At 69.0% G+C, this 26,622-nt stretch carries 26 protein-coding genes and 1 pseudogene; 14 read left to right on the plus strand and 13 right to left on the minus strand.

Annotated elements, in window-relative coordinates; translation table 11 throughout:
- Window positions 1-12 precede the first annotated feature (12 nt).
- The 5 genes and pseudogenes from DEI94_RS13335 to DEI94_RS13355 all read right to left on the minus strand — a co-directional run bounded on the left by DEI94_RS13335 (window position 13) and on the right by DEI94_RS13355 (window position 4,048).
- On the minus strand, window positions 13-849 hold the full coding sequence (locus DEI94_RS13335) for an IS3 family transposase (RefSeq protein WP_284183712.1): 837 nt from the start codon (window positions 847-849) through the stop codon (window positions 13-15).
- Between the two features lie 35 nt (window positions 850-884).
- Window positions 885-1,172: a transposase gene (locus DEI94_RS13340; RefSeq protein WP_181441920.1), complete on the minus strand. Its 288-nt coding sequence runs from the start codon at window positions 1,170-1,172 to the stop codon at window positions 885-887.
- Between the two features lie 69 nt (window positions 1,173-1,241).
- A pseudogene (locus tag DEI94_RS13345) lies at window positions 1,242-1,751 on the minus strand (aldo/keto reductase); the annotation flags it as partial.
- Between the two features lie 91 nt (window positions 1,752-1,842).
- Entirely contained in the window at window positions 1,843-3,039 is a 1,197-nt protein-coding gene (locus tag DEI94_RS13350; RefSeq protein WP_258376574.1) for an MFS transporter, read from the minus strand.
- A 121-nt stretch (window positions 3,040-3,160) separates the two neighbouring features.
- Entirely contained in the window at window positions 3,161-4,048 is an 888-nt protein-coding gene (locus DEI94_RS13355; protein WP_111026234.1) for a helix-turn-helix transcriptional regulator, read from the minus strand.
- Window positions 4,049-4,186: 138 nt separating this feature from the next.
- Here DEI94_RS13355 and DEI94_RS13360 point away from each other — a divergent pair, with 138 nt between their 5' ends.
- The 7 genes from DEI94_RS13360 (at window position 4,187) to DEI94_RS13390 (ending at window position 8,896) form a co-directional block, all read left to right on the plus strand.
- Window positions 4,187-5,203, plus strand: coding sequence for a zinc-dependent alcohol dehydrogenase family protein (locus tag DEI94_RS13360; protein ID WP_111026235.1), 1,017 nt, complete (start codon window positions 4,187-4,189; stop codon window positions 5,201-5,203).
- Between the two features lie 81 nt (window positions 5,204-5,284).
- Entirely contained in the window at window positions 5,285-5,950 is a 666-nt protein-coding gene (locus tag DEI94_RS13365) for an SDR family NAD(P)-dependent oxidoreductase (protein ID WP_111026236.1), read from the plus strand.
- Window positions 5,951-5,969: 19 nt separating this feature from the next.
- Window positions 5,970-6,743, plus strand: a complete 774-nt coding sequence (locus DEI94_RS13370) for an SDR family oxidoreductase (protein ID WP_111026237.1) — start codon at window positions 5,970-5,972, stop codon at window positions 6,741-6,743.
- Complete coding sequence (locus tag DEI94_RS13375; protein ID WP_111026238.1) at window positions 6,736-7,251, plus strand: cyclophilin-like fold protein; 516 nt, start codon at window positions 6,736-6,738, stop codon at window positions 7,249-7,251. The genes DEI94_RS13370 and DEI94_RS13375 overlap by 8 nt, the downstream gene beginning before the upstream one ends.
- Window positions 7,252-7,314: 63 nt before the next feature.
- On the plus strand, window positions 7,315-8,166 hold the full coding sequence (locus DEI94_RS13380; protein WP_111026239.1) for an SDR family oxidoreductase: 852 nt from the start codon (window positions 7,315-7,317) through the stop codon (window positions 8,164-8,166).
- On the plus strand, window positions 8,163-8,498 hold the full coding sequence (locus DEI94_RS13385; protein WP_111026240.1) for a carboxymuconolactone decarboxylase family protein: 336 nt from the start codon (window positions 8,163-8,165) through the stop codon (window positions 8,496-8,498). Before DEI94_RS13380 ends, DEI94_RS13385 begins: the two co-directional genes overlap by 4 nt.
- A complete protein-coding gene (locus tag DEI94_RS13390) occupies window positions 8,495-8,896 on the plus strand; it encodes a (R)-mandelonitrile lyase (RefSeq protein WP_111026241.1) in 402 nt (133 codons plus the stop codon). Before DEI94_RS13385 ends, DEI94_RS13390 begins: the two co-directional genes overlap by 4 nt.
- A gap of 70 nt (window positions 8,897-8,966) precedes the next feature.
- Here DEI94_RS13390 and DEI94_RS13395 read toward each other — a convergent pair whose 3' ends face one another.
- From DEI94_RS13395 to nrdH, 5 genes are all read right to left on the minus strand, one after another.
- A complete protein-coding gene (locus DEI94_RS13395; RefSeq protein WP_111026242.1) occupies window positions 8,967-9,380 on the minus strand; it encodes a hypothetical protein in 414 nt (137 codons plus the stop codon).
- Window positions 9,381-9,992: 612 nt separating this feature from the next.
- The gene (gene nrdF / locus DEI94_RS13400; protein ID WP_111010416.1) at window positions 9,993-10,967 is read right to left on the minus strand and encodes a class 1b ribonucleoside-diphosphate reductase subunit beta; all 975 of its coding nucleotides are present in this window, start codon (window positions 10,965-10,967) and stop codon (window positions 9,993-9,995) included.
- Between the two features lie 131 nt (window positions 10,968-11,098).
- Window positions 11,099-13,204 (minus strand): class 1b ribonucleoside-diphosphate reductase subunit alpha, encoded by a 2,106-nt coding sequence (gene nrdE / locus DEI94_RS13405; RefSeq protein WP_111026243.1) that lies wholly within the window; start codon window positions 13,202-13,204, stop codon window positions 11,099-11,101.
- 17 nt (window positions 13,205-13,221) lie between these two features.
- Window positions 13,222-13,638 (minus strand): class Ib ribonucleoside-diphosphate reductase assembly flavoprotein NrdI, encoded by a 417-nt coding sequence (gene nrdI, locus DEI94_RS13410; protein WP_111010419.1) that lies wholly within the window; start codon window positions 13,636-13,638, stop codon window positions 13,222-13,224.
- Window positions 13,639-13,703: 65 nt separating this feature from the next.
- A complete protein-coding gene (nrdH, locus tag DEI94_RS13415; RefSeq protein ID WP_111010420.1) occupies window positions 13,704-13,937 on the minus strand; it encodes a glutaredoxin-like protein NrdH in 234 nt (77 codons plus the stop codon).
- Between the two features lie 578 nt (window positions 13,938-14,515).
- Between nrdH and DEI94_RS13420 the strand changes: the two genes are divergently transcribed.
- The 5 genes from DEI94_RS13420 to DEI94_RS13440 all read left to right on the plus strand — a co-directional run bounded on the left by DEI94_RS13420 (window position 14,516) and on the right by DEI94_RS13440 (window position 19,116).
- A complete protein-coding gene (locus tag DEI94_RS13420; protein WP_111026244.1) occupies window positions 14,516-15,721 on the plus strand; it encodes an MFS transporter in 1,206 nt (401 codons plus the stop codon).
- Between the two features lie 304 nt (window positions 15,722-16,025).
- On the plus strand, window positions 16,026-16,859 hold the full coding sequence (locus DEI94_RS13425; protein ID WP_111026308.1) for an aldo/keto reductase: 834 nt from the start codon (window positions 16,026-16,028) through the stop codon (window positions 16,857-16,859).
- 53 nt (window positions 16,860-16,912) lie between these two features.
- Entirely contained in the window at window positions 16,913-17,506 is a 594-nt protein-coding gene (locus tag DEI94_RS13430; protein ID WP_146244421.1) for a hypothetical protein, read from the plus strand.
- Window positions 17,507-17,594: 88 nt separating this feature from the next.
- Window positions 17,595-18,116, plus strand: coding sequence for a ribonuclease H family protein (locus DEI94_RS13435; protein ID WP_111010424.1), 522 nt, complete (start codon window positions 17,595-17,597; stop codon window positions 18,114-18,116).
- A gap of 124 nt (window positions 18,117-18,240) precedes the next feature.
- A complete protein-coding gene (locus DEI94_RS13440; RefSeq protein WP_111010425.1) occupies window positions 18,241-19,116 on the plus strand; it encodes a hypothetical protein in 876 nt (291 codons plus the stop codon).
- 33 nt (window positions 19,117-19,149) lie between these two features.
- On the opposite strand, the gene DEI94_RS13445 is transcribed toward DEI94_RS13440, so the two are convergent.
- Complete coding sequence (locus DEI94_RS13445) at window positions 19,150-21,717, minus strand: DEAD/DEAH box helicase (RefSeq protein ID WP_111026246.1); 2,568 nt, start codon at window positions 21,715-21,717, stop codon at window positions 19,150-19,152.
- A gap of 141 nt (window positions 21,718-21,858) precedes the next feature.
- Here DEI94_RS13445 and DEI94_RS13450 point away from each other — a divergent pair, with 141 nt between their 5' ends.
- Both DEI94_RS13450 and DEI94_RS13455 read left to right on the plus strand, forming a co-directional pair.
- The gene (locus DEI94_RS13450; protein ID WP_181441751.1) at window positions 21,859-22,887 is read left to right on the plus strand and encodes an LLM class flavin-dependent oxidoreductase; all 1,029 of its coding nucleotides are present in this window, start codon (window positions 21,859-21,861) and stop codon (window positions 22,885-22,887) included.
- A gap of 555 nt (window positions 22,888-23,442) precedes the next feature.
- Window positions 23,443-24,306, plus strand: a complete 864-nt coding sequence (locus DEI94_RS13455) for an NAD-dependent epimerase/dehydratase family protein (protein ID WP_111026247.1) — start codon at window positions 23,443-23,445, stop codon at window positions 24,304-24,306.
- Window positions 24,307-24,407: 101 nt separating this feature from the next.
- On the opposite strand, the gene DEI94_RS13460 is transcribed toward DEI94_RS13455, so the two are convergent.
- Window positions 24,408-26,105: a DUF7059 domain-containing protein gene (locus tag DEI94_RS13460; RefSeq protein ID WP_284183713.1), complete on the minus strand. Its 1,698-nt coding sequence runs from the start codon at window positions 26,103-26,105 to the stop codon at window positions 24,408-24,410.
- The gene (locus tag DEI94_RS13465) at window positions 26,102-26,524 is read right to left on the minus strand and encodes an ArsR/SmtB family transcription factor (protein ID WP_111026248.1); all 423 of its coding nucleotides are present in this window, start codon (window positions 26,522-26,524) and stop codon (window positions 26,102-26,104) included. Before DEI94_RS13465 ends, DEI94_RS13460 begins: the two co-directional genes overlap by 4 nt.
- Window positions 26,525-26,622 lie beyond the last annotated feature (98 nt).

Raw genomic sequence — 26,622 nt, forward strand, 5'->3', positions numbered from 1 at the left:
TCTTTGTGTTGATCATGCCGCGGTTTCGGCGGCGGTGTAGAGGTTCTCGAATTCGATGGGCGAGTAGTAGGCGAGCGCGGAGTGGCGTCGGGTGGGGTTGTAGAACGCTTCGATCCACTCGAACATCGCCGACGCGAGCTCGGCGCGGGTGGGCCAGTCGCAGCGGTCGAGCAGCTCGATCTGCATCGAGCCGAAGAACGATTCCATCAGCGCGTTGTCATACGCGGACGCGACCTGTCCCATTGAGCCGAGGAGCCCGGCTTCGCGGAGCCGGCTGCCGAATAACCATGACGTGAATTGCGCTCCACGATCCGAGTGGACGATGGTTCCCGTGGGCTGGCGGCGCCAGGTGGCCATCTGGATCGCGTCGACCACGAGCTCGGTGCGGAGGTGGTCCGCGATCGACCGGCCCACGCAGCGGCGGGAGAACACATCGATCACCGCCGCGCAGTACACCCACCCCTCGCCGGTGCGGTGCTGGGTGATGTCGGTGACCCACAGCTTGTCCGGCGCGTCTGCGGCGAACACCCGCTTCACCCGGTCTTCGAACACGGCCGGCAGCCGGCCCGAGCCGCTGGTGCGCCATCTCCGATGATGGACTCCCTGCAGCCCGGCAAGGCGCATGAGCTTTTCGACCCGGCCGTGCCCGATCCGGCGCCACTGCCCGAGAACCAGCTCCGCGTGCACCCGACGGACCCCGTAGGTGCCGCGAGAGCGAACATGTATCTCCCGAATCTGGTCGATCAGGTACGCGTCGTCTATGTCGCGGTCCGAGGCACGGCGGGATCGCCACTCGTAGTAGCTCGACGGCGAGACTTGCAGGACCCGGCACGTCACCGCGACGGGCACCCCGTCATCGGCGAGCTCGCGGACGAGCCGGAACCCTATTTTGGGAGCACGTTCTCCCGCGCGAAGTGTGCGCTGGCCCGCTTCAGGATCTCGATCTCCATCGCTTGCACCCGGTTCTCCCGACGCAACCGAACCAGCTCAGCTCGTTCGTCACGGGTCATCCCTTCGGCGCGGCCCTCTTCGACGGCCGCTTCGCTCATCCAGCGGCGCAGGCCCGACTCGCTGATCCCGAGGTCCTTCGCGATCTCACGGACCGGTTTCTCACCCTGCCGGGCAAGCGCCACAGCGCGGCGACGGAACTCCTCAGGCTTCGCAGCAGGCATCACGGACTCCTTCTCCGGGACGATCATCGCCCCAACTCAGGTGTCCGGGAAACCCGGGACAGGTCAGGGCTGGGTGAAGTAGGGGTGCAGTTCGATCTGGTTGACGGCGGGCACGACGGCGGTGTGCTGCATGAGCTTCGTGAGGTGGTGGGGCATGAAGTTGCTGACGCCGATCGCGCGGACCTTCCCGTCCGCGAGTAAGCGCTCAAGGGCCCGGTACGCGTCGATGGTCGCGTCGAACCGCTGCGGCATCGGCTGGTGGAGGATCAGCAGGTCGATCATGTCGATCCCGAGCTTCCCGACACCTTTGTCGAACGCGTGGAGGGTCTGGTCGTAGCCGAAGTCGACGGGCCAGATCTTCGTCTCGATGAGCACGTCGGACCGGTCCAGATCGGACCGGCGAATCCCCTCGCCGACTTCGCGTTCGTTCTGGTACGCGGCGGCGGTGTCGATGTGGCGGTATCCGACAGCGAGGGCCGTCTCGACGGCGGCGGCCGTCTCGTCGGGCGGGCTCTGGTACACGCCGAGGCCGATGGCGGGCATTTGGACGCCGTTGTTCAGGGTGAGTGTTGCGCTCATGAGAGCGACGGTAGCCGCGTCGATGGCGCCGAGAGAGGGGCTGTTGGACCCCCTTATCGCCCTCACATGGCGGGGGCGGGCGTCCTTCTGTTCAGAGCTTCGCGGGGAACGCGGAGCGGCGGCCGACCATGGTCAGAAATACCGCGATGGTCCCGAAGACGATCATCACGACGGCGAGCACGAGCCCGTCGAAGGCGGTCAGGAGCGCGGCACCGAAGATGCCGGCGGCGAAGATGGCGATGTTGAACGCGACAGGGAGGAACGCGCTGGCAACGTCGGCGTTCTCGCCCCCAGCGGTGGTGAGTGCCGCCTGTAGCTGTGTGGATGCGCCGCCGAAGCTGACTCCCCACAGCACCGCTGCGACGAGGATCGCGATCGTCGAGGTATGAGCGACGAGGAGGATCACGCCGGTGATGACGAACAGGCCAGCACTGAGGTGCAGCAGCGGACGCGGGTGGCGGTCCAGGAGCGCGCCGGTGATGATGACTCCGGCGATCGCGGCGATGCCGTAGACGAGGAGCATCAGGCCGGCGCTGATGCCGGTGTCGGTGGCCCGCAGGTACGGGGAAATGTACGTGTAGATGGTGTTGTGGGCGAGCATCCACGTCGCGATGACGGCGAGGATGATGGCGATCCCGCGGATCCGGAAGACCTTCGCGACGGAGAGTTTCACGGCGCTGGTCTGGCCGGGGGCGTCCGGGACGAACAGGGCAATCAACGCCAGGACGATGAGCCCGATGATGCTCAGGCCCCCGAAGGACCACCGCCACGTCAGCGCGTGACCAAGGAAGGAACCCAGGGGGGTTCCGAGCGCGAACCCGACGGGAGCGCCGGTGGACACGATCGCGAGTGAGACACCAGCGAAGCGGGGCGGGCTGATGCGGCGGGCGTAGGTGGCGAACATGCCCCAGATCGTTCCCGACATCGCACCGGCGATGAAGCGGGATATCAGCGACACGGCGACGTCCGGCGAGAATGCGGTGACGGTGTTCGCCAGCAGCAGGACCCCGATTGCGGTCATGATCAGCGGCTTCCGGCGCAGGCTCCGGGTGAGGGCGATTGCAGGGACGGTGGCGATGACGGTGCCGATGGCGTATGCGCTGACGAAGAGGCCGACGGTGCCTTCGCTCGTGTGCATGCTGTCCGCGATGACGGGCAGGAGGCCAGCGGGCATCGTCTCCATCGCAACGAGGACGAACCCGATCGCAGCAAGCAGCGTGAGAGGAAACCACGGCAGTCGGCCCTCGGCGACGTCTTCGGTCTGTGGTTGGTCAGTGGTGGAGGTCACGAGAGCGCTTTCGTCGAAGGTGTAGGCGCGGCGGGGCACCAGTGCGAGCAGGGTGCCCACTCACCGCGTCGGCGGCGGCCGCAGCGGCAGAAAGGTGCCGGCTTGCCGGCGAGAAGAGCCGTCAGGCGCGTGAGGTGGCGGCGGCTTTGTCGGTGATGCGCTCGGTCGCCGCCCAAGACGCGAGGAGTTTCAGCGCGTCAGCAGATGGGGTGCCGGGTGCTGCGGGGTAGACGGTGAGGCTGTGCCCGGGCACGTCTTCGAGCTCCATGACCTGGTAGGTGAGTTCCAGCATGCCGACGGCGGAGTGGTTGAAGCTCTTCGCGCCGGAGTAGTGCCGGCGGACGTTGTGTGCAGCCCAGCGGATGCGGAACTCATCACTGCGCACCGAGAGCTCGCCGACGAGCGCGGCGATTCCGGGATCGTGGGGGTTCCTGCCGGCGTCGCGGCGGAGGATCGCGACGTTGACGTTCGCGGCTCGTTCCCAGTCGGGGTAGAAGTCGTAGGCGCGGGGGTCGAGGAAGATGAATCGGGAGTGGTTCGCTGGCCGCGCCGTCCCCCGGTACATGTCGGAATAGAGCGCGTAACCAAGCGTGTTCGCGGCGACGATGTCCATTCGGTTGTTGCCGATGAAAGCCGGCGCTTCCGTGATGGTGTCAAGCATGAACTGCACTGCGGGGGGCAGACCGGCCGGGGCTGGCGCCTTGGCCCGCGCACGGACGGTCGTGGCGTTGGCGTCGCGGGCGAGGTCGAAGAGGTGGTCATGCTCGGCACGGTCAAGGCTGAGCGCGGAAGCGATGGCGTCAAGGACGCTGTCGGAAGCGCCGGTGAGGTTCCCGCGCTCGATGCGGGTGTAGTAGTCGACGCTGACTCCGGCGAGGCGGGCGACTTCTTCGCGGCGGAGGCCGGCGACGCGGCGACGGCCGCCGAACTGCTCGACGCCTGCCTGCTCGGGCGTGATGCGTGCACGGCGTGACGACAAGAACTCACGCACCTCAGCTCGGTTGTCCATGACAGCCACGGTAGGCGGTTCCGTCGACTCGAAGACAGGTTCTGCTGGACCCCGTTTACGCAGAGCCTCACTACCGTGTGAAGACAGCCGTTTGATGGTGATGACCACGAATCACCCGAACGATTGGATCCGCATCTGATGCGCGCCACGATCATGCATGCCGCCCGCGACGTCCGCGTCGACGAGCGGGAGAAGCCGACCATCCAGCAGCCAACCGACGCGATCATCAAGCTCGTTGCGGCCTGCGTTTGCGGATCGGACCTTTGGCCGTACCGCGGTGAGGACGCGATCGATGAGCCCGTCCCGATGGGTCACGAGTACGTCGGCATCGTCGAGGAGGTCGGCGCTGACGTGCAGAACGTCGCACCGGGTCAGTTCGTTGTCGGCTCGTTCTTCGCCTCCGACAACACGTGTGAGATCTGCCAGTCCGGCTACCAGTCCGGCTGCGTCCACCGTGAAGGTGTCGGCGGAGCGCAGGCCGAGTACATGCGAGTTCCGCTCGCCGACGGCACCCTCGTGGCAACGCCGGGCATGCCCGACGCGGACAAGATCCCGTCCCTCCTTGCCGCATCTGACGTCCTCGGTACCGGCTGGTTCGGCGCGAAGGCAGCCGAAGTTGGTCCGGGTAAGACCGTCGCCGTCGTTGGTGACGGCGCTGTGGGCCTGCTCGCAATCCTCGCGGCGAAGCAGATGGGCGCGGAGCGCATCATCGCGATGTCCCGCCACGAGTCCCGGCAGAAGCTCGCCCGCGAGTTCGGCGCCACCGACATCGTCGAGGAGCGCGGCGAAGCCGGCATCGCGAAGATCAAGGAACTCACCGACGGTCTCGGCGCGCACTCCGTCATCGAGGCGGTCGGCACGCAGGAGTCGATGATGCAGGCCATCCACTCCACCCGCGCCGGCGGCCACGTCGGCTACGTCGGCGTCTCCCACGACGTCGACCTGCCGGGCCTGGAACTGTTCTTCTCCCACGTGCACCTGCACGGCGGCCCCGCCCCGGTCCGCGGCTACCTGCCGGAGCTGATCGACCTGATCCTCAGCGGTGCGATCGAGCCGGGCAAGGTCTTCGACATGGAACTGCCCCTCGAGGACGCCGCCGAGGGCTACAAGGCGATGGACGAACGCCGCGCCATCAAGGTGCTCCTCCGCCCATAACCCACAGACCGGGCCTCGGCAGCTCCCCCCAGCTGCCGAGGCCCTTCACTCCTGCCCTACAACCTGCGAAGGGGATGCATCATGACCACACTTGCCATCATCGGAGCGGGCCCCGGGCTCGGCGCCGCCGTCGCGCGCCGCTTCGGCCAGGAAGGCTTCTCCGTCGCGCTCATCGCCCGGAACCGGACCCGCGTCGACGAGCTCGCCGCGACGCTCACCGCGGAGGGCATCACCGCCGCCGGGTTCACCGCGAACGTCCGCGACCAGGACTCGCTCCGCACCGCCCTCGAGCAGGCCAGCGAGCAGCTCGGCCCGATCGAGGTCGTGCAGTACAGCCCCCTGCCGGCGAAGGAGTTCATGCGGCCCGTCCTCGAGACGGTCGCTGCGGACCTCGTCGGCCCGGTCGAGTTCTCCATCTACGGCCCCGTCACCGTCGCGCACCAGGTCATCCCCGGCATGCGCACGCTCGGCGGCGGGACCATCGTCTTCATCAACGGCGCCAGCGCCGTCCGCCCCGGCGCCCGCGTCACCGGAACCTCGATCGCGTTCGCAGGTGAGAGCGCCTACGCGCAGCTGCTCCACGACGCCCTCGCCCCCGAAGGCATCCACGTCGGCCAGCTCATCATCCCGCGCGGCATCGGCGGCGGAGAGCCCTCCCACGAGCCCACCGTGCTCGCAGACACGATCTGGCGCATCCACACCGAACGCGGCGACTTCCGCACATACGCCGCGGACCTCGACAACTGAATACCATCAGGAGGACAGCATGACCAGCACCAGCACCGACCGGTTCACCGGCAAGGTCGCGTTCATCACCGGCGCCGGCAGCGGCATCGGCCGCGCCACCGCTCAGGCGTTCGCCGCGGAAGACGCCCGAGTCGCCCTCGCCGACACATCCGCTGACAGGCTGAACGAGACAGCGCAGCTCATCCGCGACAACGGCGGAGAAGCCCTCACCCTCACCGTCGACGTCACCAACGCCGACGACGTGCAGCAAGCGATCGCGGACACCGTCAGCGCGTTCGGTCGCCTCGACATCGCGATCAACAACGCCGGCATCGAGCAGGAGCAGACGCCGACCGCGGACCTCCCGGTCGAGGACTGGGACCGGATCATCGCGACCGATCTGCGAGGAGTGTTCCTCTGCATGCAGCAGGAGATCCCCGCGATCATCGCCGCCGGCGGCGGCTCCATCGTTAACACTTCTTCCGGGGCAGGCGTCATCGGAATCGCGGGGCAGGCCGCTTACGCTGCTGCCAAGCACGGGCTGATCGGCCTGACGAAGTCCGCGGCGCTGGAGTACATCGACCAGGGCGTCCGGATCAACGCCGTCGCGCCCGGCGTCATCGACACCGCGATGATGGGCCGCGTCACCGGTGGCACCGACGAAGGCCGGCAGACGATGACCGCGCAGGAACCCATCGGCCGGATGGGTCGACCGGAGGAGATCGCGTCGGCAGTGCTGTGGCTGTGCTCCAAAGGTGGTGCGTTCACCGTCGGCCACACGCTCGTCGTGGACGGTGGGCAGACCGTTGGGTAACCGCCTGCACCGCGCAGCACTCGCACTCCCCGTCGTCACCCTGCTTGGCGTCCTCGCCGCGGGCTGTTCCAGCCAGGACCCTGCCACGTCGTCCGACACCGACACCGCAGGGGCCGCACCGAGTACGGCATCCGCCACCGCGAGCAGTGCAGCAAACACTCCGATCCAGATCCGCATCGGCGACACCGTGATCAACGGGTCGCTGAACGACACCGCCCCCGCACAGGCGCTCCTGTCCCGGCTGCCCCTCACCCTGAACTTCGAGGACCTGAACGGCGAAGAGAAAATCGGGCACCTCGCTCAGGAGCTGCCCATGACCGGCATGCCGGCCGGCGACGACCCGATCCCCGGCGACATTGGCTACTACGCCCCCTGGGGCAACGTCGTCTTCTACTACGGCGACGTCAGCCGCTACGACGGCATCGCCCGCATCGGCACCCTCGAGAAGACAGCCCCGATCCAACGCCACGACGGCGATTTCTCCGCCACTATCCAACGCGGGAACTGACATCGCGCCGCACTCGCTCCGGAGAACGATCTCATCTCCCCCCAGAACAGAAAGCGTCACTTCATGACTCACCCCCAGGTCTGGTTCATCACCGGAGCAAGCCGCGGCATGGGCACCGAGTTCGCTCGCGCAGCCCTCGACGCAGGCCACCACGTCGTCGCCACCGGCCGCGACGCACAGCGAGTCCTCAATACAGTCGGCGAGCACGACAACCTCCTCGCCGTCGCACTCGACGTCACCGATGAGACCGCCGCCACCACCGCGGTCGCCGCCGCGACCGAGCAGTTCGGACGCATCGATGTCCTCGTCAACAACGCTGGCAGCTTCCAGGCCGGCTTCTTCGAGGAGCTCAGCGCGAAGCAGTTCCGCACGCAGATGGACACCAACTTCTTCGGCGCCCTCAACGTGACCCGAGCCGTCCTCCCGATCATGCGACAGCAGCGTTCCGGCCGGATCATCAGCATCAGCTCGACCGCGGGCATCGTCGCCAACGCTGGCGGCAGCGCCTACTCGGCCTCCAAGTTCGCGCTCGAAGGTTGGATGGAAGCACTCCGCGGCGAGGTCGAGCCGTTCGGGATCTACACCACCGTCGTCGAGCCCGGTTTCTTCCGCACCGACCTCCTCGCCGAAGGAAACTCGACGTTCTGGGGCGACGTGCACGTCGACGACTACGCACCCCTGTCCGACCAGGCCAAGGGGTTCTTCCGCAGCATGGAAGGCCAGCAAAGCGGCGACCCCGCGAAGCTCGCCCAGACCATCATCAAGCTCGCCACCATGGCCGAGCCGCCGCTCCGACTCCCGGCAGGCGAGGACAGCGTCGACGGGATCGTGCAGAAGGGCACGCAGCTCGCCGAGCAGGCCCGTGCGTTCCCCGAGCTCTCCAACGACCTCAACCACGAAGGAGGAGCAGCATGACTGATCAGCCGAAGCAGATCGGCGGCGGCCGGAACATGTTCGGCGACTTCGCCCCGAAGCTCGCCGAACTCACCGATGACGTCCTCTTCGCCGACGTCTGGAACCGACCGGAACTGTCCGCACGAGACCGAAGCCTCATCACCGTCGCGGTCCTCACCGCCGGCGGGAACACTGAACAGCTCCGCTTCCACCTCGGCCGCGCAGTCGAGAACGGCGTCACCCAAGACGAACTGATCGAAGCCATCACCCACGTGACGCTCTACGCCGGCTGGCCCAACGGCATGGCAGCGATGGGCGTCGCGAAGCAACTCTTCGCACCGGAGGAACAGTGAACATCGAGCCCGCAACACCAACCTTGAAAAACCCGCCCGAGCAGTTCGCCGGAGACGTCTGGCTCGACCCCATCGCGCTCCCCCACGAGGACGGGCAGCACATGGTCGTCGCGACCGTTCGCTTCGCCCCCGGCGCCCGCACAGCGTGGCACTCCCACGAGAAGGGCCAGTACCTCCACGTCACCGCGGGCATCGGCCGCTTCGGAACACGCGACGGTCAGATCATCGACGTGCACCCCGGCCAGACGATCTACACCCCGCCCGGCCAAGAACACTTCCACGCAGCAGCCCCCGGAGTGTTCATGGAGCACATCGCGATGCTCGAGAACGGTGACGATCCCGCCACCACCACGACGTGGTTCGAACACATCACCGACGACGAGTTCAACGGGCACTGACCCACACCACCACCAACGAGCGAGACCCCTGCGCAACGCAGCGGTCTCGCTCGTTCCATTTGACGATCGTCTAAGGAGACTGGCGCAGCCGGTCCAAGAACCGACGCACCACAGAGCGCCCTTCTCGCGGCGGCTCGACCGGCAGCAGCGGCCACTGATCCCATCCGATCACCTTCCGGTTCGACCCAGTCGTCGCGGAGAGGGTCTGCAACGACCCCTTGTAGTCGGTCCCGAAGCCGATGACCGTAACCTCCTCACCGGTGTCCGTCGCCACGATGTCACCGATCTCTGCCGAATAGTCGAACGGCCACCGATACGCGTAACCGTGCATGCCGCTCCCGTCGAGTCGCGCGTACCGGTTGAAGCTGACGCGAACGATCGGCATCCCGCTTGCGATTCTCCGCATGATCCCAGTTTGTCTGACCCCACGCACGTGCACGACTCCATCGACGACCGGTCCGGACCCGATCATGGTGGCGGTCACACGGCAAACGGGCGTCTGATAGCCGGTCCTCCAGTGGCCGTCCTGATGTTTACAGGTGGCCCCGACTCCTGCCGCCCTAGTCCAAGGCGTGCCCCGTCTCACATAGGTGGTCCGCGACCTTTTGCAGTTGGCGCACGCCATTCGGACGCCTCGCGACGAATGAAGGCTTGGCCGACCCGCCGTGGACGTGCGCCGCCCGCGCTGCCAAACAACGTGTCCGTCTTCGTATTTCAGACACGTTGAGTGGCAGTCGGACAAGTTAGCTGGCGGACGACAAGGGCGGCCCACGGCTTATCGACGAACCGCGAGAACATTCCGTGGGGTGCCACCGTGATCGTGTGCCGACCCCTCGAGAGCGTCCGAGTACCACGGAGCCGCGCAGCGCTGTACCGTCGCGACCACCGCGTGCGTCCTCAGCCCGCAGGACGCTGCGCTCCTGGCTCGAGCTCGCCGGCTGCCTACGCCCAATCTCGGATGACGTCACCCAGAGTCGGTTGTGCCACGAGCGGCGATTTACAACGTTTGGTGCAAATACTCAATGATGGGTGCCATCCAACACTCGGGCTCGGAGCGGCGGAGCGCTGACGCCGCCGGATCAGCGAGCGCTCGGGATCAGAAGTCCCAGTCCTCGTCCTCGGTGTTCACGGCCTTGCCGATGACGTACGACGAACCCGACCCCGAGAAGAAGTCGTGGTTCTCGTCGGCGTTCGGCGACAGGGCCGAGAGGATGGCCGGGTTCACGTCGGTGATGTTCTTCGGGAACATCGGCTCGTAGCCCAGGTTCATGAGCGCCTTGTTGGCGTTGTAGTGCAGGAACTTCTTGACGTCCTCGGTCAGGCCGACGCCGTCGTAGAGATCCTGCGTGTACTGCGCCTCGTTGTCGTAGAGCTCGTAGAGCAACGAGAACGTGTAGTCCTTCAGGTCCTGCCGCTCGGCCTCGGTGACGAGCTCGAGCCCCTTCTGGAACTTGTAGCCGATGTAGTACCCGTGCACGGCCTCGTCGCGGATGATCAGGCGGACCAGGTCGGCCGTGTTCGTCAGCTTGGCGCGCGACGACCAGTGCATCGGCAGGTAGAAGCCCGAGTAGAACAGGAACGACTCGAGCAGGGTCGACGCGACCTTGCGCTTGAGCGGCTCGTCGCCCTTGTAGTAGTCCATCACGATGGACGCCTTCTTCTGCAGGTTCGGGTTCTCCACCGACCAGCGGAAGGCCTCGTCGATCTCGGGCGTCGACGCGAGGGTCGAGAAGATCGACGAGTAGCTCTTGGCGTGCACCGACTCCATGAACGCGATGTTCGTGTAGACGGCTTCCTCGTGCGGGGTGAGCGCATCGGGGATCAGCGAGACCGCGCCGACCGTGCCCTGGATGGTGTCGAGCAGCGTCAGGCCGGTGAACACGCGCATGGTCAGCGTCTGCTCCTCGGGCGTGAGCGTGTTCCACGACTGCACGTCGTTCGACAGCGGCACCTTCTCGGGCAGCCAGAAGTTGTTGACGAGGCGGTTCCAGACCTCGACGTCCTTGTCGTCCTGGATGCGGTTCCAGTTGATGGCCTGGACCGAATCGATGAGCTTCAGCTTCTCGACCAACGTGGGTTCCTCGTTCGGGGGTTGTGGGGATGCGCGGATGGGATGTGGTGGTGGGAGCCGGAGTCTGGAGGGACGGTGCGGGCTGGCACCGTCCCTCCAGACCGGAGGTGGTCGCGATCAGCGGCCGGCGGCTACAGCATGCAGCTGACGCAGCCCTCGACCTCGGTGCCCTCGAGCGCGAGCTGACGGAGGCGGATGTAGTAGATCGTCTTGATCCCCTTGCGCCACGCGTAGATCTGCGCCTTGTTGATGTCGCGGGTGGTCGCGGTGTCCTTGAAGAACAGCGTGAGCGACAGGCCCTGGTCCACGTGCTGCGTCGCCGCCGCGTACGTGTCGATGATCTTCTCGGGGCCGATCTCGTACGCGTCCGTGTAGTACTCCAGGTTGTCGTTCGTCATGAACGGCGCCGGGTAGTAGACGCGGCCGAGCTTGCCTTCCTTGCGGATCTCGATCTTCGACGCGATCGGGTGGATCGACGACGTCGAGTGGTTGATGTACGAGATCGATCCCGTCGGCGGCACGGCCTGCAGGTTCTGGTTGTAGATGCCGTGCTCCTGGACCGAGGCCTTGAGCGCGGCCCAGTCGGCCTGGGTCGGGATGTGGATGCCGGCGTCGTCGAACAGCGCCTGCACCCGAGCGGTCGCGGGGAGCCACGCCTGCTCGGTGTACTTGTCGAAGAACTCGCCCGACGCGTACTTCGAGTCGGCGAAGCCCTCGAACGCGGTGCCCTGCTCGATCGCGATCGTGTTCGACGCCCGCAGTGCGTGGTACAGCACCGTGTAGAAGTAGATGTTCGTGAAGTCGATGCCCTCCTCGCTGCCGTAGTGGACGCGCTCACGGGCGAGGTAGCCGTGCAGGTTCATCTGCCCGAGGCCGATCGCGTGCGACTTGTCGTTGCCGTCCTCGATCGAGCGGACCGAGCGGATGTGCGACTGCTGCGACACGGCGGTGAGGCCACGGATCGCGGTCTCGATGGTCTTGCCGAAGTCGGGAGAGTCCATCGTCAGCGCGATGTTGAGCGACCCGAGGTTGCAGGAGATGTCCTTGCCGATCGTGTTGTACGACAGGTCCTCGTTGTAGGTCGTCGGGGTGTTGACCTGCAGGATCTCCGAGCACAGGTTCGACATGTTGATCCGGCCCTTGATCGGGTTGGCCTTGTTCACCGTGTCCTCGAACACGATGTACGGGTAGCCCGACTCGAACTGGATCTCGGCGATCGTCTGGAAGAAGTCGCGCGCCTTGATCTTGGTCTTCTTGATCCGCGGGTCGTCGACCATCTCGCGGTACTTCTCGGTCATCGGGACGTCGCCGAACGGGATGCCGTAGACGCGCTCGACGTCGTAGGGCGAGAACAGGTACATGTCCTCGTTGTTCTTGGCGAGCTCGAAGGTGATGTCCGGCACGACGACACCGAGCGACAGCGTCTTGATGCGGATCTTCTCGTCGGCGTTCTCGCGCTTGGTGTCGAGGAACCGCATGATGTCGGGGTGGTGCGCCGACAGGTACACCGCGCCCGCACCCTGACGGGCACCGAGCTGGTTCGCGTACGAGAACGAGTCCTCGAGGAGCTTCATCACGGGGATGATCCCGGACGACTGGTTCTCGATCTGCTTGATCGGTGCGCCGGCCTCGCGGATGTTCGAGAGCAGCAGGGCGACACCGCCGCCGCGCTTGGACAGCTGGAGGGCGGAGTTGATGCCGCGCGAGATCGACTCCATGTTGTCCTCGATGCGGAGGAGGAAGCAGGAGACGAGTTCGCCGCGCTGGGCCTTGCCGGTGTTGAGGAACGTCGGGGTCGCCGGCTGGAACCGGCCGCCGATGATCTCCTCGACGAGGTTCACCGCGAGGTCCTCGTCACCGTGGGCGAGCCCGAGCGCGGTCATGACGACGCGGTCCTCGAAGCGCTCGAGGTACCGCTTGCCATCGAAGGTCTTGAGCGTGTAGCTCGTGTAGTACTTGAACGCCCCGAGGAAGGTCTGGAACCGGAACTTCTTGGAGTAGGCGAGGTCGTTGAGCCGCTGGATGAACTCGAGCGAGTACTGGTCGATCACGGCCTGCTCGTAGTAGTCGTTCTCGACCAGGTAGTCGAGACGCTCCTTGAGGTTGTGGAAGAAGACCGTGTTCTGGTTGACGTGCTGCAGGAAGTACTGCTTGGCGGCCTCGCGGTCCTTGTCGAACTGGATCTCGCCGCTCGGACCGTAGAGGTTGAGCATGGCGTTCAGGGCGTGGTAGTCCATCCCCGTCGCGGGCGACGTCAGATCGACGTCTGCAACTGCTGCGTCCAAAATGCATCCAATCCTGAGTTGACCGCCTGCACGTCGTCAGGGGTCCCGAAGAGTTCGAATCGATAGAGCACGGGCACGTGGCACTTGGCGGCCACGATGTCGCCGGCGAGTCCGTAGGCGTCGCCGAAGTTGGTGTTCCCGCCGACGATGACGCCGCGGATCAACGACCGGTTGTGTTCGTCGTTGAGGAAGGAGATGACCTGCTTGGGCACCGCGCCGCGCCCGTTGCCACCGCCGTACGTCGGCAGGACGAGCACGTACGGCTCGTCGACGCGGAGCGGCGGCTCCTTGGCGAACAACGGGATGCGGACGGCCGGGCGTCCGAGCTTGTCGACGAACCGCGCCGTGTTGCCCGAGACGCTCGAGAAGTACACGAGCTGGCTCATGACGCGCCTCCGACGAGTGGACGGGCGAGGAGCGGGCGCGGTGCCCTGCAGGTGGGTGCGGTGGGTCAGCCGATCTCGGCGACGAGGCCGGCGATCTTGTCGGGACGGAAGCCGGACCAGTGGTCGTCGTCGGTCACGACGACCGGCGCCTGGAGGTACCCGAGGCTCTTGACGTGCTCGAGCGCGGCGGGGTCGGAGGAGACGTCGTGGACCTCGTACTCGATGCCCTTGTTGTCGAGCGCGCGGTACGTCGCCGTGCACTGGACGCAGGACGGCTTGGTGTAGACGGTGACGGCCATGATCTCCCCAGAGGTGGTGTCCCGGACGGGCTGTCCGGCGGTGGTTCTCGGTGTGCTGCTACTGGTGCGTGTGGGCCCGGATCCTGGTCCGGACGGCCGGTCCGTGATGGCCCCGGTGAGGGGCGTTCCGGCCCCGTGCGGGGCCGGTCTGTCCCGGCTGGTCGATACTACATCTTGTGTCCGACACCGGAGTCGACCACAAGAGGAAGTGTTACACCCGTGTAGTTCTCCACAACAGTCCCCACAGGTGGGGCATTCCGGTGGAGCCCCTCGGAGGCCCGGATTTCCGCCAGTCTCCGCCCGGCCACCGACATCTGTGCACAACGGTGGAGGGCGTGTTCCACAGGGTGTGGGATTCGCGGTTCGGCGTGTCGCGCGTCGGGTCCTGGGCAATGCCCCCTCCCCCGTTGTGGAGGTGGCGGACGGAGGCTCCGACGTGGCAACCGACGACCGTCCGAGGCCCCGCCGGTCGTCGCCCCCGGGAGGTGCGCGACCGGCCATCTGTGGACGGCGGGCCGCTCTCCACGGCGCGTGTCGACCCTCCCGGCCGGCACCGTCGCGTCCGTACACTGAGGACGGTGAGCGCGTACGGGAACCTGCTGCGGACTCCGGGGGTCGGCCGCGTCATCGCGGCACAGCTGACCGCCCGGTTCCCCTTCGGGATGCTGTCGCTCGCGTACCTGCTCCACGTCGAGCGCGTGGCGCACTCCTACGGCGCCGCTGGGCTCGTCCTGGCGGCCTCGAGCATCGGACAGGCGATCGCCGGTCCGCTCACCAGCCGGTGGATGGGCCAGTGGGGGATGCGGCCGGTGCTCATCCTCACGACCTCGGTCTGTGCGGTGAGCATGGCCGCCGTCGCGTTCGTCCTCATGCCCGTTCCCCTGTACATGCTCGTCGGGTTCGTCGGCGGTCTCGCCGTGCCGCCCGTGCAACCGGCGGTGCGGACGATCTACCCGAAGATGGTGACGTCGGCGCAGCTGACCCCGCTGTTCTCGCTCGACGCGTCGGCGCAGGAGCTCATCTGGGTGGCCGGCCCCGTCATCACGACGTTCGTCGCGACGCAGATCAGCACCGTGCTCGCGATCGTGATCGCCATCGCGTTCCTCGTCGTCGGCGGCATCTGGTTCATCGCGTCCCCCGAGGTCGGCCGCGTGCGCATCCCCCGCTCGAAGCGCGCGTTCGGCACGGTGCTCCGTCGCCCGTCGGTGCTCGTCGCCACGTTCACCGGGTTCCTGCTCATCGGCGCGTGCGCGGCGGTGGAGGCCGGCGTGACGAGCGCGTTCGGTGACGGCAGCCCGAACGCGGGCATCGTGCTGGCCCTGTTCGCGATCGGGTCGCTCGGCGGTGGGCTGGCGTTCGGGCACCGTCCGATCGCGCCGAACGGACTGTGGATCCGGATGGTCATCGTCTTCGTGGGGCTCGTCCTCACGACGGTCCACCCGAGTTTCTGGTGGCTGTGCCTGACCCTGCTCATCGCCGGCGGCGGCATCGCCCCCGCACTCGCGGTCATGTTCGGCTCGGTGTCGTCGACCGTCAAGTTCAGCGACACGGCTGAGGCCTACGGCTGGATGGGGACCGGGCAGCTCATCGGCGCCGCGCTCGGGTCCGCGGTGGCCGGCTTCCTCATCGACGCGCACGGTGCCGTCGGCGGCTTGGCGGTCGGCGCGGTCACGGCCTTCGTCGGGGTGCTCGTGCCGCTGTTCGCCCGGCGGTGGTTGCCCGACCTCCGTGGGCGGGACGCATCGCCGATCCCGGACACCGAGCCGGTCGACCTGCCCACCTGAGCCCGCCCGCACGCGGCCTGCCCGGGCCACCCGCTGGCCCCACTCCCCGCCGGCCCGCCTGTCCGACACACCGCGGGCGTCGTCGGACAGGGGAGATGTCGTCGTATCCACGAGCATCTGCGCGCCCGCATGAACCGACGTCGCGGGCGTCGTCCGACAGGGGGGATGCCGAAAACCAGCGGGAGGCCAAGGACACCAGTGGCACCAGCGGCACCAGCAGGAGGCCAGGGGTACCAGCGGAACCAGCGGGAGGCCAGGGGTACCAGCGGAACCAGCGGACGGCGTCGCGGGCACCATGGACCGCATGGTCGATCCCGCAACCGTCCCCACCGTCGCCCTGCTCGACGGCAACACCATCCCCGCCGTCGGTCTCGGCGTGTACAAGGTCTCCGACGACGAGGCCGAGCGTGCCGTGCGCGAGGCTCTGCACGTCGGCTACCGGCACGTCGACGCGGCCGAGATGTACGGCAACGAAGCCGGGGTCGGCCGGGCCCTCCGGACCGCCGAGGTCGACCGCGACGAGGTGTTCGTCACGACGAAGGTGTGGAACACGAACCAGGGGTTCGACGCGACGATGCGGGCGTTCGACGCATCGCTCGACCGGTTGGAGCTCGATCGGGTGGACCTGTACCTCATCCACTGGCCGGCGGCGGCGAACGACCGCTACGTCGACACCTGGCGAGCGCTCGAGCGGATCCGGACCGAGGGGCGGGCGACCTCGATCGGCGTCTCGAACTTCCAGGTCGAGCACCTGCAGCGGCTCCTCGACGAGACGGACGTGCTCCCGGCGGTGAACCAGGTCGAGCGGCACCCGTGGCTGCCGCAGACGGAGCTCATGACCTTCCACGCGCGGCACGGGATCGTCACGGAGGCCTGGTCGCCCCTCGGCCGCGGACGCCTGGTGGACGAACCGACCTTGGCGCGCATCGCGGCCAAGCACGACGTGTCCGTCGCGCAGGTGCTCGTGCGGTGGAACCTGCAGCAGGAGGTCGTGGTCCTGCCGAAGTCCGTCACGCCGGCGCGGATCGCGTCGAACATCGACGTCGGACGCTTCGGGCTCGACGACGACGACATGGCGGCGATCGCGGCACTCGAGAACGGGGAGCGCATCGGGTCGCACCCGGACCGCGTCGCCTGAGCGCTCACTCTTCCCGCGGGCAGGCCGTCCCCCGGACCCGTAGCGTCGCCTTCGTGACCGATCCTCGCGATGATCCGAGTGCCCGCGACCAGGTGACGCGCGAGCTCGAGCCCGGCGAGCGCCTGCTCTGGAGCGGTCGCGGCGACCCGTCGGTCCTGTTCACCGGGCGCGATGCGTTCCTCGTGCCCTTCAGCATCATGTGGTGCGCGTTCGTCACGTTCTGGCTCGCAACGGCGGTGTCGTCCGGCGCCCCGTGGTTCTTCGTCCTCTTCGGCGGGGTCTTCGCCCTGGTGGGACTGCACATGCTGCTCGGACGGTTCGTCGTCAAGTGGCACCGCAAGCGGGTCACGGCATACGCGATCACGGACCGTCGAGTGCTGGTCACGGCTGCGGGCCGGAAGCGTGAGACCCCGGTCCGTCGCACGGAGCACACCACGTCGTGGTCCCGCGACCGGAGGCACTGCAGCGTCGAGTGGACGAGCGTCGTCGCCGGAGGCACGTTCGGCAACCGAGCGGTGAACGCCCAGGTCTACCGGAACACCGGGCTCGACGGCCTGTTCGGCCCGCAGGAGCTCGCGTTCTGGGACGTCGCGGACGGTGATGCGCTCGTGGCCGCGCTGCGGACCGCCGAGCGCGGCCCCGCCTGATCGTCATCCACAGGTCGGCCGGGAGGCCCGGGGCACACCGCCGAGGTCGGGTACCGTGGTCCGGCACTCGCTAGCACCTGGAGGTCCCGTGACGATCGTCGCCGCCGCTGACGGCTCCGCCCTCGGCAACCCCGGCCCCGCCGGCTGGGCCTGGTACGTGGACGACGACCGGTGGGCCGCGGGCGGATGGCCGAGCGCCACGAACAACCAGGGCGAACTGACCGCCGTGCTCCAGCTGCTGCGTGCCACCAAGGCCACGGGCGAGCCGCTGCACATCCTGTGCGACAGCCAGTACGCCATCAAGGCCTGCACCGAGTGGCTCGCCGGCTGGAAGCGCAAGGGCTGGCGCAAGGCCGACGGCAAGCCGGTGCTCAACGTCGAGATCATCAAGGAGCTCGACGCCGAACTGCAGGGCCGGAAGGTCACGTTCGAGTGGGTCCGGGGGCACGTGGGCCACGAGATGAACGAGGCCGCCGACACTCGCGCCCGAGCCGCGGCGACCGCCTACCAGCGCAGGTCCGAGGTCCCGCACGGGCCGGGGTGGCCCGGGGTCGAGGTCACCGACCCGGCTCCGTTACCCGAGGCCACGCCGCCCGCGACGCTCTTCTGAGCGCCCGCCCGAGCATCAAGTGACACCGGGAGATCGCGCGGGGATCATCCGGGTGACGCCCTCCGTCCGCCGGTTGTCCCGGTCGCGCGCGAGCCGTTAGGCTCCGGCTGACGAGGGGGGAGCCATGGGGGCTCGTGCGACCGGCGTTGCCGTCGCGGCGCTGGTGACGTTCGCGCTCGCCGGTTGCAGCGTGTTCGGTGCCGGTCACGGGGCAGCACCCGCGCCGCATCCGCGCGACGCGCACGCTTCGGCGAGGCCGTCGCAGCCGGCAGCACAGGCCACGACGGCTCCCGACACCACGGTGGACGAGCACGAGCACACGTCCCTGCCGAGCGGCACGGTGGTCGTCGAGACGGACGTCACGTCGCCCAGCGGCGACACGTCCGCACACGTGCGCGTGGTCTCGGACGGTGACGGCACGTTCACCGCTGAGCTGTCGGGGTTCCGGACGACGGTGTCCCAGCCGATGTCGCTCGAGTTCCGCCCGAGCGTGGCGCACCAGGGGGACGGCTACGACTTCGGGGCGATCGGTCTGGTCCAGTGGGGCGCCGGGGGGCAACCGCCGATCGTGGACGACCTGTCCGAGGCCGGGAACGACCCGAGCTTCCTGCGGAGCGTGGTGCTCGTTCCGGTGAACACCGACGCCGAGGCCGCCACGAACACGATCCCGTCGTGGGCGAACCACGTCCTCGCCGCCGCGCCCCTGACCTGGCACGTGCCGTCCCCGTACCCCGGGTTCCACCTCGGCACGATCGCGCCGGCGGTCCCGTACGCCTACGGCACGATCGTCCGGGACGCCTCGGGCACGCCGATGCAGTACTTCGTGGCACACGGGGACCGCGCGGTGACCGTGGCGAAGCGCCTCGGGATCACGGTCGCGCAACTGCGGTGGCTCAATCCGCAGAGCGGGTTCCACGATCGGGACTGGCTCGACGAGGGCGACCTGCTCAACCTCGACCCGAACGGTCGGTCGTCGGCGTTCTATCCCGCGCAGGGCTGACCGCCCCGCGCAGGGCTGACCGCCGGCCCGACCTCAGTCCACGTCGACCTCGGTCCAGCCGTCGAACCGGCCGATCTCGGTGACGCGGACCACGGCCTCCCCGGCCTCGTCCGAGGCGTCGAGGTCGACGGTCGCGACGATCCCGAAGTCGTTGTCGCCCTCGGGGTCGGCGAAGATCTGCCGGGCGCGCCAGGTCCGCCCGGGCCCGGCTTCGTCGAGCACGAGGTACCGCATGGAGCGGGCGTCGGCGTCGGTCCCGATGCTGTCGTGCTCGGCGTAGTACTCCTCGAGCACGGCGTCCCATGCGCGCCAGTCGTGACCGCCGGCGGCGTCGAGCTCCCCCAGGGCCTCGGCGTCGTCGAGGGCGGCGAGCTGCACCCGCCGGAACAGCTCGTTGCGCACGAGCACCCGGAACGCGCGGGTGTTCGTCGTGAGGCGGTTCGGTGCGGGCGGGGCGATCTCCGCCTCGGGGGCGTCGCCGACGAGGTGCGGGGCGACCATGGCCTCCCATTCGTCGACGAGCGAGGAGTCCACCTGCCGCACGAGTTCGCCGAGCCACTCCACGATGTCGGTGAGCTCGTCGGTGCGCATCTCGGTCGGGATCGTCTGCCGGAGCGCACGGTAGGCGTCGGAGAGGTAGCGGAGGACGAGTCCCTCGGAGCGTGAGAGCCCGTAGAAGCGGACGTAGTCGCCGAAGGTCATGGCGCGTTCGAACATGTCGCGGACGACGGACTTCGGGGACAGGGCGAAGTCGAGCACCCAGGGCTGTTCCCGGCCGTAGGCCTCGTACGCGGCCTCGAGGAGCTCCGCGAGCGGCCGCGGGTGGGTGACCTCCTCGAGGAGCTCCATCCGCTCCTCGTACTCGATGCCCTCACGCTTCATGGCGGCGACGGCCTCGCCACGTTCCTTGAACTGCTGCGCGCCGAGGATCGCACGCGGGTCGTCGAGCGTGGACTCGACGATGGACACCATGTCGAGGGCGTAGGTCGGCGACTCGGGGTCGAGCAGCTCGAACGCGGCGAGCGCGAACGGCGACAGGGGCTGGTTCAAGGCGAAGTTCGGCTGCAGGTCGACGGTGAGCCGGACCGTCGGGGGCTCCCCGGGCCTCCCGGCCGGGACCCGCTCGATGACGCCGGCGGTGAGCAACGTCCGCGCGATGGTGAGCGCGCGCCGCGCGAGCGCGAACTGACGGGCGGGAGGCTCGTGGTTCGCGAACACGAGGTCGCGCACGGCACCGAAGACGTCGCCACCGCGACCGACCACGGAGAGCACCATCGCGTGCGTGATCCGCATCCGGGACACGAGCGGTTCGGGTTCCGCGGCGATGAGCCGTTGGAACGAGGCCTCGCCCCAGGAGACGAACCCGTCGGGGGCCTTCTTGCGCTTGACCTTGTTCTTCTTCTTCGGGTCGTCACCGGCCTTGGCGAGGGCACGGGCGTTCTCGATGTCGTGCTCGGGCGCCTCGGCGACGACCGTGCCCTCGGTGTCGTACCCGGCTCGTCCCGCGCGACCGGCGATCTGGTGGAACTCCCGCGCGCTGAGTTGTCGCATCTTCGTGCCGTCGAACTTCGTCAGGCCGGTGAACAGCACGGACCGGATGGGCACGTTGATGCCGACGCCCAGGGTGTCGGTGCCGCAGATGACGGGCAGGAGGCCCCGCTGCGCGAGCTGTTCGACGAGTCGCCGGTACTTCGGGAGCATCCCCGCGTGGTGCACCCCGATGCCGGCGCGGATGAGGCGGGACAGGGTCTGGCCGAACCCGGCGCTGAACCGGAAGCCGCCGATGGCGGCGGCGATCTCGTCACGGCGTTCGCGCGAGGCGACCGTGATGCTCGTCAGGGACTGGGCGCGTTCGAGCGCCGCGGCCTGGGCGAAGTGCACGATGTAGACGGGCGCCTTGCCGTCCGACAGGAGCGCCTCGACGGTCTCCTGCACGGGCGTCATGACGTACTCGTAGTCGAGCGGGACCGGGCGGGACACCCCGGTGACGCGCGCGGTGACGCGGCCGGTCCTCCGGGACAGGTCCTCGGCGATCGCCTCGATGTCGCCGAGCGTGGCGGACATGAGCAGGAACTGCGCACGGTGCAGGACGAGCAGCGGGACCTGCCACGCCCAGCCGCGGTCGGGCTCGCCGTAGAAGTGGAACTCGTCCATCACGACGACGTCGACGTCGGCGTCGGGGCCCTGCCGGAGCGCGGTGTTCGCGAGGATCTCGGCGGTGCAGCAGATGATCGGGGCGTCGGCGTTGACCGAGGAGTCGCCCGTGACCATGCCGACGTTCTCGGGGCCGAACAGGTCGACGAGCTGGAAGAACTTCTCGGACACGAGCGCCTTGATCGGGGCGGTGTAGTACGACCGCTTGCCCTCGGCGAGCGCGGCGAAGTGCGCGCCGGCTGCGACGAGCGACTTGCCGGTCCCGGTGGGGGTGCTCAGCACGACGTTCGCGCCGGAGACGAGTTCGATGAGCGCTTCGTCCTGCGCGGGGTAGAGCGGACGGCCGGTGGACTCGGCCCACTCGGCGAAGGCGGCGTAGACGGCGTCGGGGTCACCGGCCGGCGGGAGCGCGGTGAGCAGGGGTGCCGGGGCGGTGACGTCGGTCATGGTGGGTCGATCCTCCCGCATCCCGCCTGGGGCGGGCGGCCACCCGCGTCGCGAGCGTCATCGACCGGGGTGTGGTCCGGCCGAACGGATCGCGCGTATTTCCATGCGAACGCAACGACCGGACGGGTTAGGCTCGGGTCCGTGCTGCGCGAACTCGGGTTCCTGTCCTTCGTCCCGAACCACGGCGGGCCCGCAGGGGCGGCCGCCGCGCTCGAGGACGGCCTGCAGCTGTTCGAGCACGCCGAGGGACTCGGATACGCCACGGGCTGGGTCCGCGGCCGGCACTTCGAGCCGTTCCTGACGAGCCCGATGACGTTCTTCGCGGCGGCGGCACAACGCACCCGTCGCATCGGCTTCGGCACCGCCGTGCTCGGCATGCGGTACGAGGACCCCATCCGGCTCGCCGAGGACGTCGCCACCGTGGACCTCCTGAGCGGTGGCCGCGTCGAGCTCGGCATCAGCACGGGGATCCCGCAGTCCGGGCCGGTGCTCGATCCGCTGTTCGGCGCGGTCGACCGTCCGTTCCGCGAGGAAGCGGAGGCCCGCGCGGCGCGGCTCCTCGAGGCCCTCCGCGGCGACGCCCTCGGCACGAGCGGCGGCGGGTACGAGAGCATCCCGGCGGGCACGGACCTGGTCGTCGAGCCGCGCAGCGCCGGTGTGCTCGATCGCGTGTGGTGGGGCGGCGGCAGCACGGGCACGGCGGTGCGCACCGCGGAGCGGGGGCTCGACCTCCATCTGTCGACGCTCAACACCGAGGACACCGGGGCGCCGTTCGCGGACGCCCAGGCCGCGCAGATCGTCGCGTACCGCGAACGCCTGGCGGAGGCGCACCCGGGTCGGACCGGCCGGGTCGCGATCGGTCGGATCGTCGTGCCGTTCGAGACCGAGGCCGACGCCGCCACGCACCGCGAGTTCATCGAGAGCTACGCAGCGGGCATGGACGACGAGGGTCGTCCGCGCTCCGGCACCCCGCCGTTCCGGTTCAGCAAGGTGCTGGCCGGCGAACCGGAGCGGATCGTGGAGGCGCTGCTCGGGGACCCCGCGGTCGCCGCGACCGACCAGCTCGTGATCACGCTGCCCGCCAACGGCGACGCCGCGTCCCATCGTCGGATCCTGTCGCTCGTCGCCGACCGGATCGCGCCGCGCCTGGGCTGGACGCCCGCCGACTGAGCGACGCGGACGCCCGACCCGGCGACGGGGACCAGGACCGTCCGGCGATCAGGGAATGCCACTCGCCGGGGTTGACCTCGGCGGGAGAGGCGGCGTGGTGAGGACCCCTCCCCCGCCGAGGCGCCCATCCCGGCCCTGATCCGAACGGGATGGTGCGTCCATGATCGCATCGCGCTGTGCGTTTGTCACCCGTCAACAGTCCGATCGCGGAACAGTACGCATCCTGGCTGCTCTCCGTCGCTCCGCGGCCCGAACACGACGATGCGCCCTCGTGGAGACCACGAGGGCGCATCGACACACCGAAGTCGATGGGGCACCGACAGCCGGATCAGGAGGCTGCGGCGCGCTCCGAACGACCACGTACGGTGCGGGCGTCACGGTAACCAGCCGTGTCCACCGAGGTGCATGTTACTGATACGACCGCATCGAAAGCCAGATCACGCGGCCGATTCTCCGGGTGGAGCCGGAATGCGCAGGACCGGGCATGATTGGACGGGCGGCCTGGGGCCGCGACCGGGCTCGATGCCCGGTGGGACTCGACGACGAGGAGGCGCGATGACGCGCGTAGTGGTGACCGGTGGCAGCGGCAAGCTCGGGAGGGCCGTGGTGCGCGAGTTCGACGCGCACGGCTACGACGTGGTCCTGCTCGACCGGGTGCCGTCCCCGGACAAGCCCGAGGGCGTCGCGTTCGTCCGCACCGACCTGACCGACTACGGGCAGGTGCTCGGCGCGTTCATCGGGCTCGACGACCGGTACGACACTCCCGTCGACGCCGTCGTCCACCTCGCGGCGATCCCGGCGCCGGGCCTCGTGCCCGACGTCGCCCTCATCACGAACAACGTGAAGGCGTCGATCAACGTGTTCCACGCGGCCAAGGCAGCGGGGATCAAGAACGTCGTGTGGGCGTCGAGCGAGACGCTGCTCGGGATCCCCATGGGCGAGCACCAGCCGCCGTACCTGCCGGTCGACGAGGAGTTCGCCGTCCGCCCGCAGTCCTCGTACTCGCTCGGCAAGGCCGTGGAGGAGGAGATGGCGCGGCACTTCACCCGCTGGGACCCGACCCTCAAGATGATCGGCCTGCGGTTCTCGAACGTCATGGACGAGACCGACTACCCCGCGTACCCGTGGGACGAGCAGCCCGAGGCGAAGATCTTCAACCTGTGGTCCTACATCGACTCGCGTGACGGCGCCCAGGCCGTTCGCAAGGCCGTCGAGAGCGACCTCACCGGGTTCGAGGCGTTCATCATCGCCTCGCCGGACACCGTCATGACGACGCCGACGATCGAGCTCGTCGAGCGCTTCGTCCCCGACATCCCCCGGAAGAGCGCGATCGACGGCGTCAGCTCGCTCCTGTCGTCGGACAAGGCCCGCGAGCTCATCGGCTACGACCCGCAGTACAGCTGGCGCGACGGCCGCTGAGCCGGTTCCGCGAGATCGCACTCGTCGCCGTTCTGACCACCGTCGGAACGGCGACGACTGCGATCCCGGCGGTGGGGGCGGGACGAGCGGGACCGAGTAGGTCAGGCGGGCGGCCGCAGGAGGCCGTCCTGCAGCAGGGCACGGACGCGCGGGAGCAGATCGGCGGCCAGGTCCTCGGCCCCGACGCCGGTGAGGTCCGCGATCGCCTCGACGATCGCCCGCACCGACAGGTCCCCGTCGCAGGCACCGACGAACGCGGCGAGCGCGGTGTCGGCGTCCACGCGCCGCGCGAACCCGCCGCCCTGCACGAGGGTGATCACGGTCGGGTCGTCGTTGCCCGGCCAGTAGTGGCGCTCCTCCGTCACGTCGCCGGCGACCACGAGGTGCGCGCGCCCGAGGGCCTCGTCGTCGTGCCCGCGCGACCACGCGACGGCGTCGAGCGTCCGTGCGACGGCGGCGCCGAGGCCGGTCGGGTTGCTGCCGAGCGCGTCCGCGAGCCGTTCGAAGCGCCGCAGCCGGGAGGCCCGCCCGCCGCTCGGCGCGCCGCTCGCCTCCGCCACGGGGTCCGGGCGGCGGACGACGACGTAGCCGAACCCGACGGCGGTGACGTGTCGGGCGGCGAAGTCGTCGAGCCAGGCGTCGACGAGTCGGTCGTGGGCGGGAGTGCCGGGGCGCGTGCCGCCGTCGCGGATCCAGGTCTCGGCGTAGCGGGCGGGGTCCTGCTGCTCGCGCTCGACGACCCAGACGTCGACGTCGGGCGCCGACGCGGTGTCGTCGAACCAGCCGCGGACACGGTCGAGCCCGTCCCGACCCCATCGGTACTCCCAGTTCCCGAGGAGCTGCGCCGTGCCTCCCGGCTCGAGGTGCTCGGCGAGTCCGCGCAGGACGGTCTCGACGAGGCCGTCGCCGACCATGCCGCCGTCGCGGTACTCGTACGAGGGGACGTCGTCGCGCCGGGGTGTGATGACGAACGGCGGATTCGACACGATGCGGTCGAACCGCTCTCCCGCGACGGGCTCGAACAGGGACCCGAGGCGGAACTCGATGCCGTCGAGCCCGTTGAGGTCGGCGTTGAACCGCGCGATCGCGAGGGCCCGCTCCGAGATGTCGGTCGCCACGACCTGGTCCGCGTGGCGACGCGCGTGCATCGCCTGGATCCCGCAGCCCGTGCCGAGATCGAGCACGCGACGGACGGGGACGGGCACCATGAGGCCACTCAGGGTCATCGTGGCACCACCGACGCCGAGCACGTGGTCCTCGCCGAGCGGCCCGCCGAGGACGGCCTCGCCGAGGTCGGACAGGATCCACCAGCTGCCCGCGCCGGCGTCGTCGACGAAGGCGTAGGGCCGGAGGTCGACCGCCGGGACGACGTGGTCGCCCACGAGGCGCAGGAGGCCCGCGGCGGCGAGCGCCTCGACGCCGGCGGTGGGCAGGGCCGCGTCCGCGTCGGTCCGGGGCACGGCGACGCCGAGCACGAAGCACGTGGCGAGCGTGGCGGTGGGGGTCGGCGCTGTGGCGGTTGGTGCTGAGGGAGTCGGCGCAGTGGCGGTCGGTGCTGTGGCGGCGGGCGCGGTGGCGGTCGGTGCTCGGTCGTCCGCGCTGTCGTTCGTGGCACCGGTCGTCGTGCCGGCGCGTCGCCGTGCGTCGAGGGCCCGGAGCGCGGGGACGCGGTCGCCACGGTGCAGGGCGGCCGCGGCGTCCGTGCCCCAGAGCGCGTCCACGGCGTCGACGGTGTACCCCGCGGTGCGCAGGTCCTCGGCGAGCGCACGGGCGAGTTCGGGGGCGTGCTGCGTCGTCACGCGCGAGCCGGGGTGTGCGCGCCGGCGGTGCGCGGTGCGGGCAGCGGCGGCAGGTCCTCGAGGAGCACGGCGGGCGGGACCTGCCACGTGCGGACGAGGTCGAGCACGCCGGGGAACCGCGCGGCGATGACCTCGGTCCGGACGCGGCTGCGTCGCTCGAGGCCGTCCTGACGCTGCTCGAGCAGGCCGGCCTCGCGCAGGACCCGGAAGTGGTGCGTCAGCGTCGACTTCGGCCGGTCGATCCCCACCCATCCACAGGCCTGCTCGGATCCGTCGCCGTCGACGAGGTACCGGTGCAGGATGGTGAGGCGGATGGGGTCCGAGAGCGCCGCCATCACGCTCGGCAGCGCGATCGCGTCCGGGTCCGGCTGCGGCAGGAGCGGTGCCGGGGTGGGGGCGACGGCGACGGCTGCTGACATGCGCGGAAGGCTACCACCCAGTACTGGGCAGTACGACTCGGGTCGTACTGGGAGTACAGTACGAGTCTGCTCGTACTGCGACCGCGTGGCGCGAGCCC

Origin of the sequence: Curtobacterium sp. MCBD17_040, from assembly GCF_003234805.2 — a bacterium.
Lineage (GTDB): Bacteria > Actinomycetota > Actinomycetes > Actinomycetales > Microbacteriaceae > Curtobacterium.

What these genes read in the sequence shown, in the direction of transcription:
- DEI94_RS13425 (WP_111026308.1), top strand. Translation starts at nt 16,026, where the DNA reads ATGGTCGATCCCGCAACCGTCCCCACCGTCGCCCTGCTCGACGGCAAC.
- DEI94_RS13465 (WP_111026248.1), bottom strand. Translation starts at nt 26,524, where the DNA reads ATGTCAGCAGCCGTCGCCGTCGCCCCCACCCCGGCACCGCTCCTGCCG.
- DEI94_RS13455 (WP_111026247.1), top strand. Translation starts at nt 23,443, where the DNA reads ATGACGCGCGTAGTGGTGACCGGTGGCAGCGGCAAGCTCGGGAGGGCC.
- DEI94_RS13355 (WP_111026234.1), bottom strand. Translation starts at nt 4,048, where the DNA reads ATGGACAACCGAGCTGAGGTGCGTGAGTTCTTGTCGTCACGCCGTGCA.
- DEI94_RS13360 (WP_111026235.1), top strand. Translation starts at nt 4,187, where the DNA reads ATGCGCGCCACGATCATGCATGCCGCCCGCGACGTCCGCGTCGACGAG.
- DEI94_RS13385 (WP_111026240.1), top strand. Translation starts at nt 8,163, where the DNA reads ATGACTGATCAGCCGAAGCAGATCGGCGGCGGCCGGAACATGTTCGGC.
- DEI94_RS13340 (WP_181441920.1), bottom strand. Translation starts at nt 1,172, where the DNA reads ATGCCTGCTGCGAAGCCTGAGGAGTTCCGTCGCCGCGCTGTGGCGCTT.
- nrdH (WP_111010420.1), bottom strand. Translation starts at nt 13,937, where the DNA reads ATGGCCGTCACCGTCTACACCAAGCCGTCCTGCGTCCAGTGCACGGCG.
- DEI94_RS13370 (WP_111026237.1), top strand. Translation starts at nt 5,970, where the DNA reads ATGACCAGCACCAGCACCGACCGGTTCACCGGCAAGGTCGCGTTCATC.
- DEI94_RS13380 (WP_111026239.1), top strand. Translation starts at nt 7,315, where the DNA reads ATGACTCACCCCCAGGTCTGGTTCATCACCGGAGCAAGCCGCGGCATG.
- DEI94_RS13445 (WP_111026246.1), bottom strand. Translation starts at nt 21,717, where the DNA reads ATGACCGACGTCACCGCCCCGGCACCCCTGCTCACCGCGCTCCCGCCG.
- nrdE (WP_111026243.1), bottom strand. Translation starts at nt 13,204, where the DNA reads ATGGACTACCACGCCCTGAACGCCATGCTCAACCTCTACGGTCCGAGC.
- DEI94_RS13440 (WP_111010425.1), top strand. Translation starts at nt 18,241, where the DNA reads ATGGGGGCTCGTGCGACCGGCGTTGCCGTCGCGGCGCTGGTGACGTTC.
- DEI94_RS13365 (WP_111026236.1), top strand. Translation starts at nt 5,285, where the DNA reads ATGACCACACTTGCCATCATCGGAGCGGGCCCCGGGCTCGGCGCCGCC.
- nrdI (WP_111010419.1), bottom strand. Translation starts at nt 13,638, where the DNA reads ATGAGCCAGCTCGTGTACTTCTCGAGCGTCTCGGGCAACACGGCGCGG.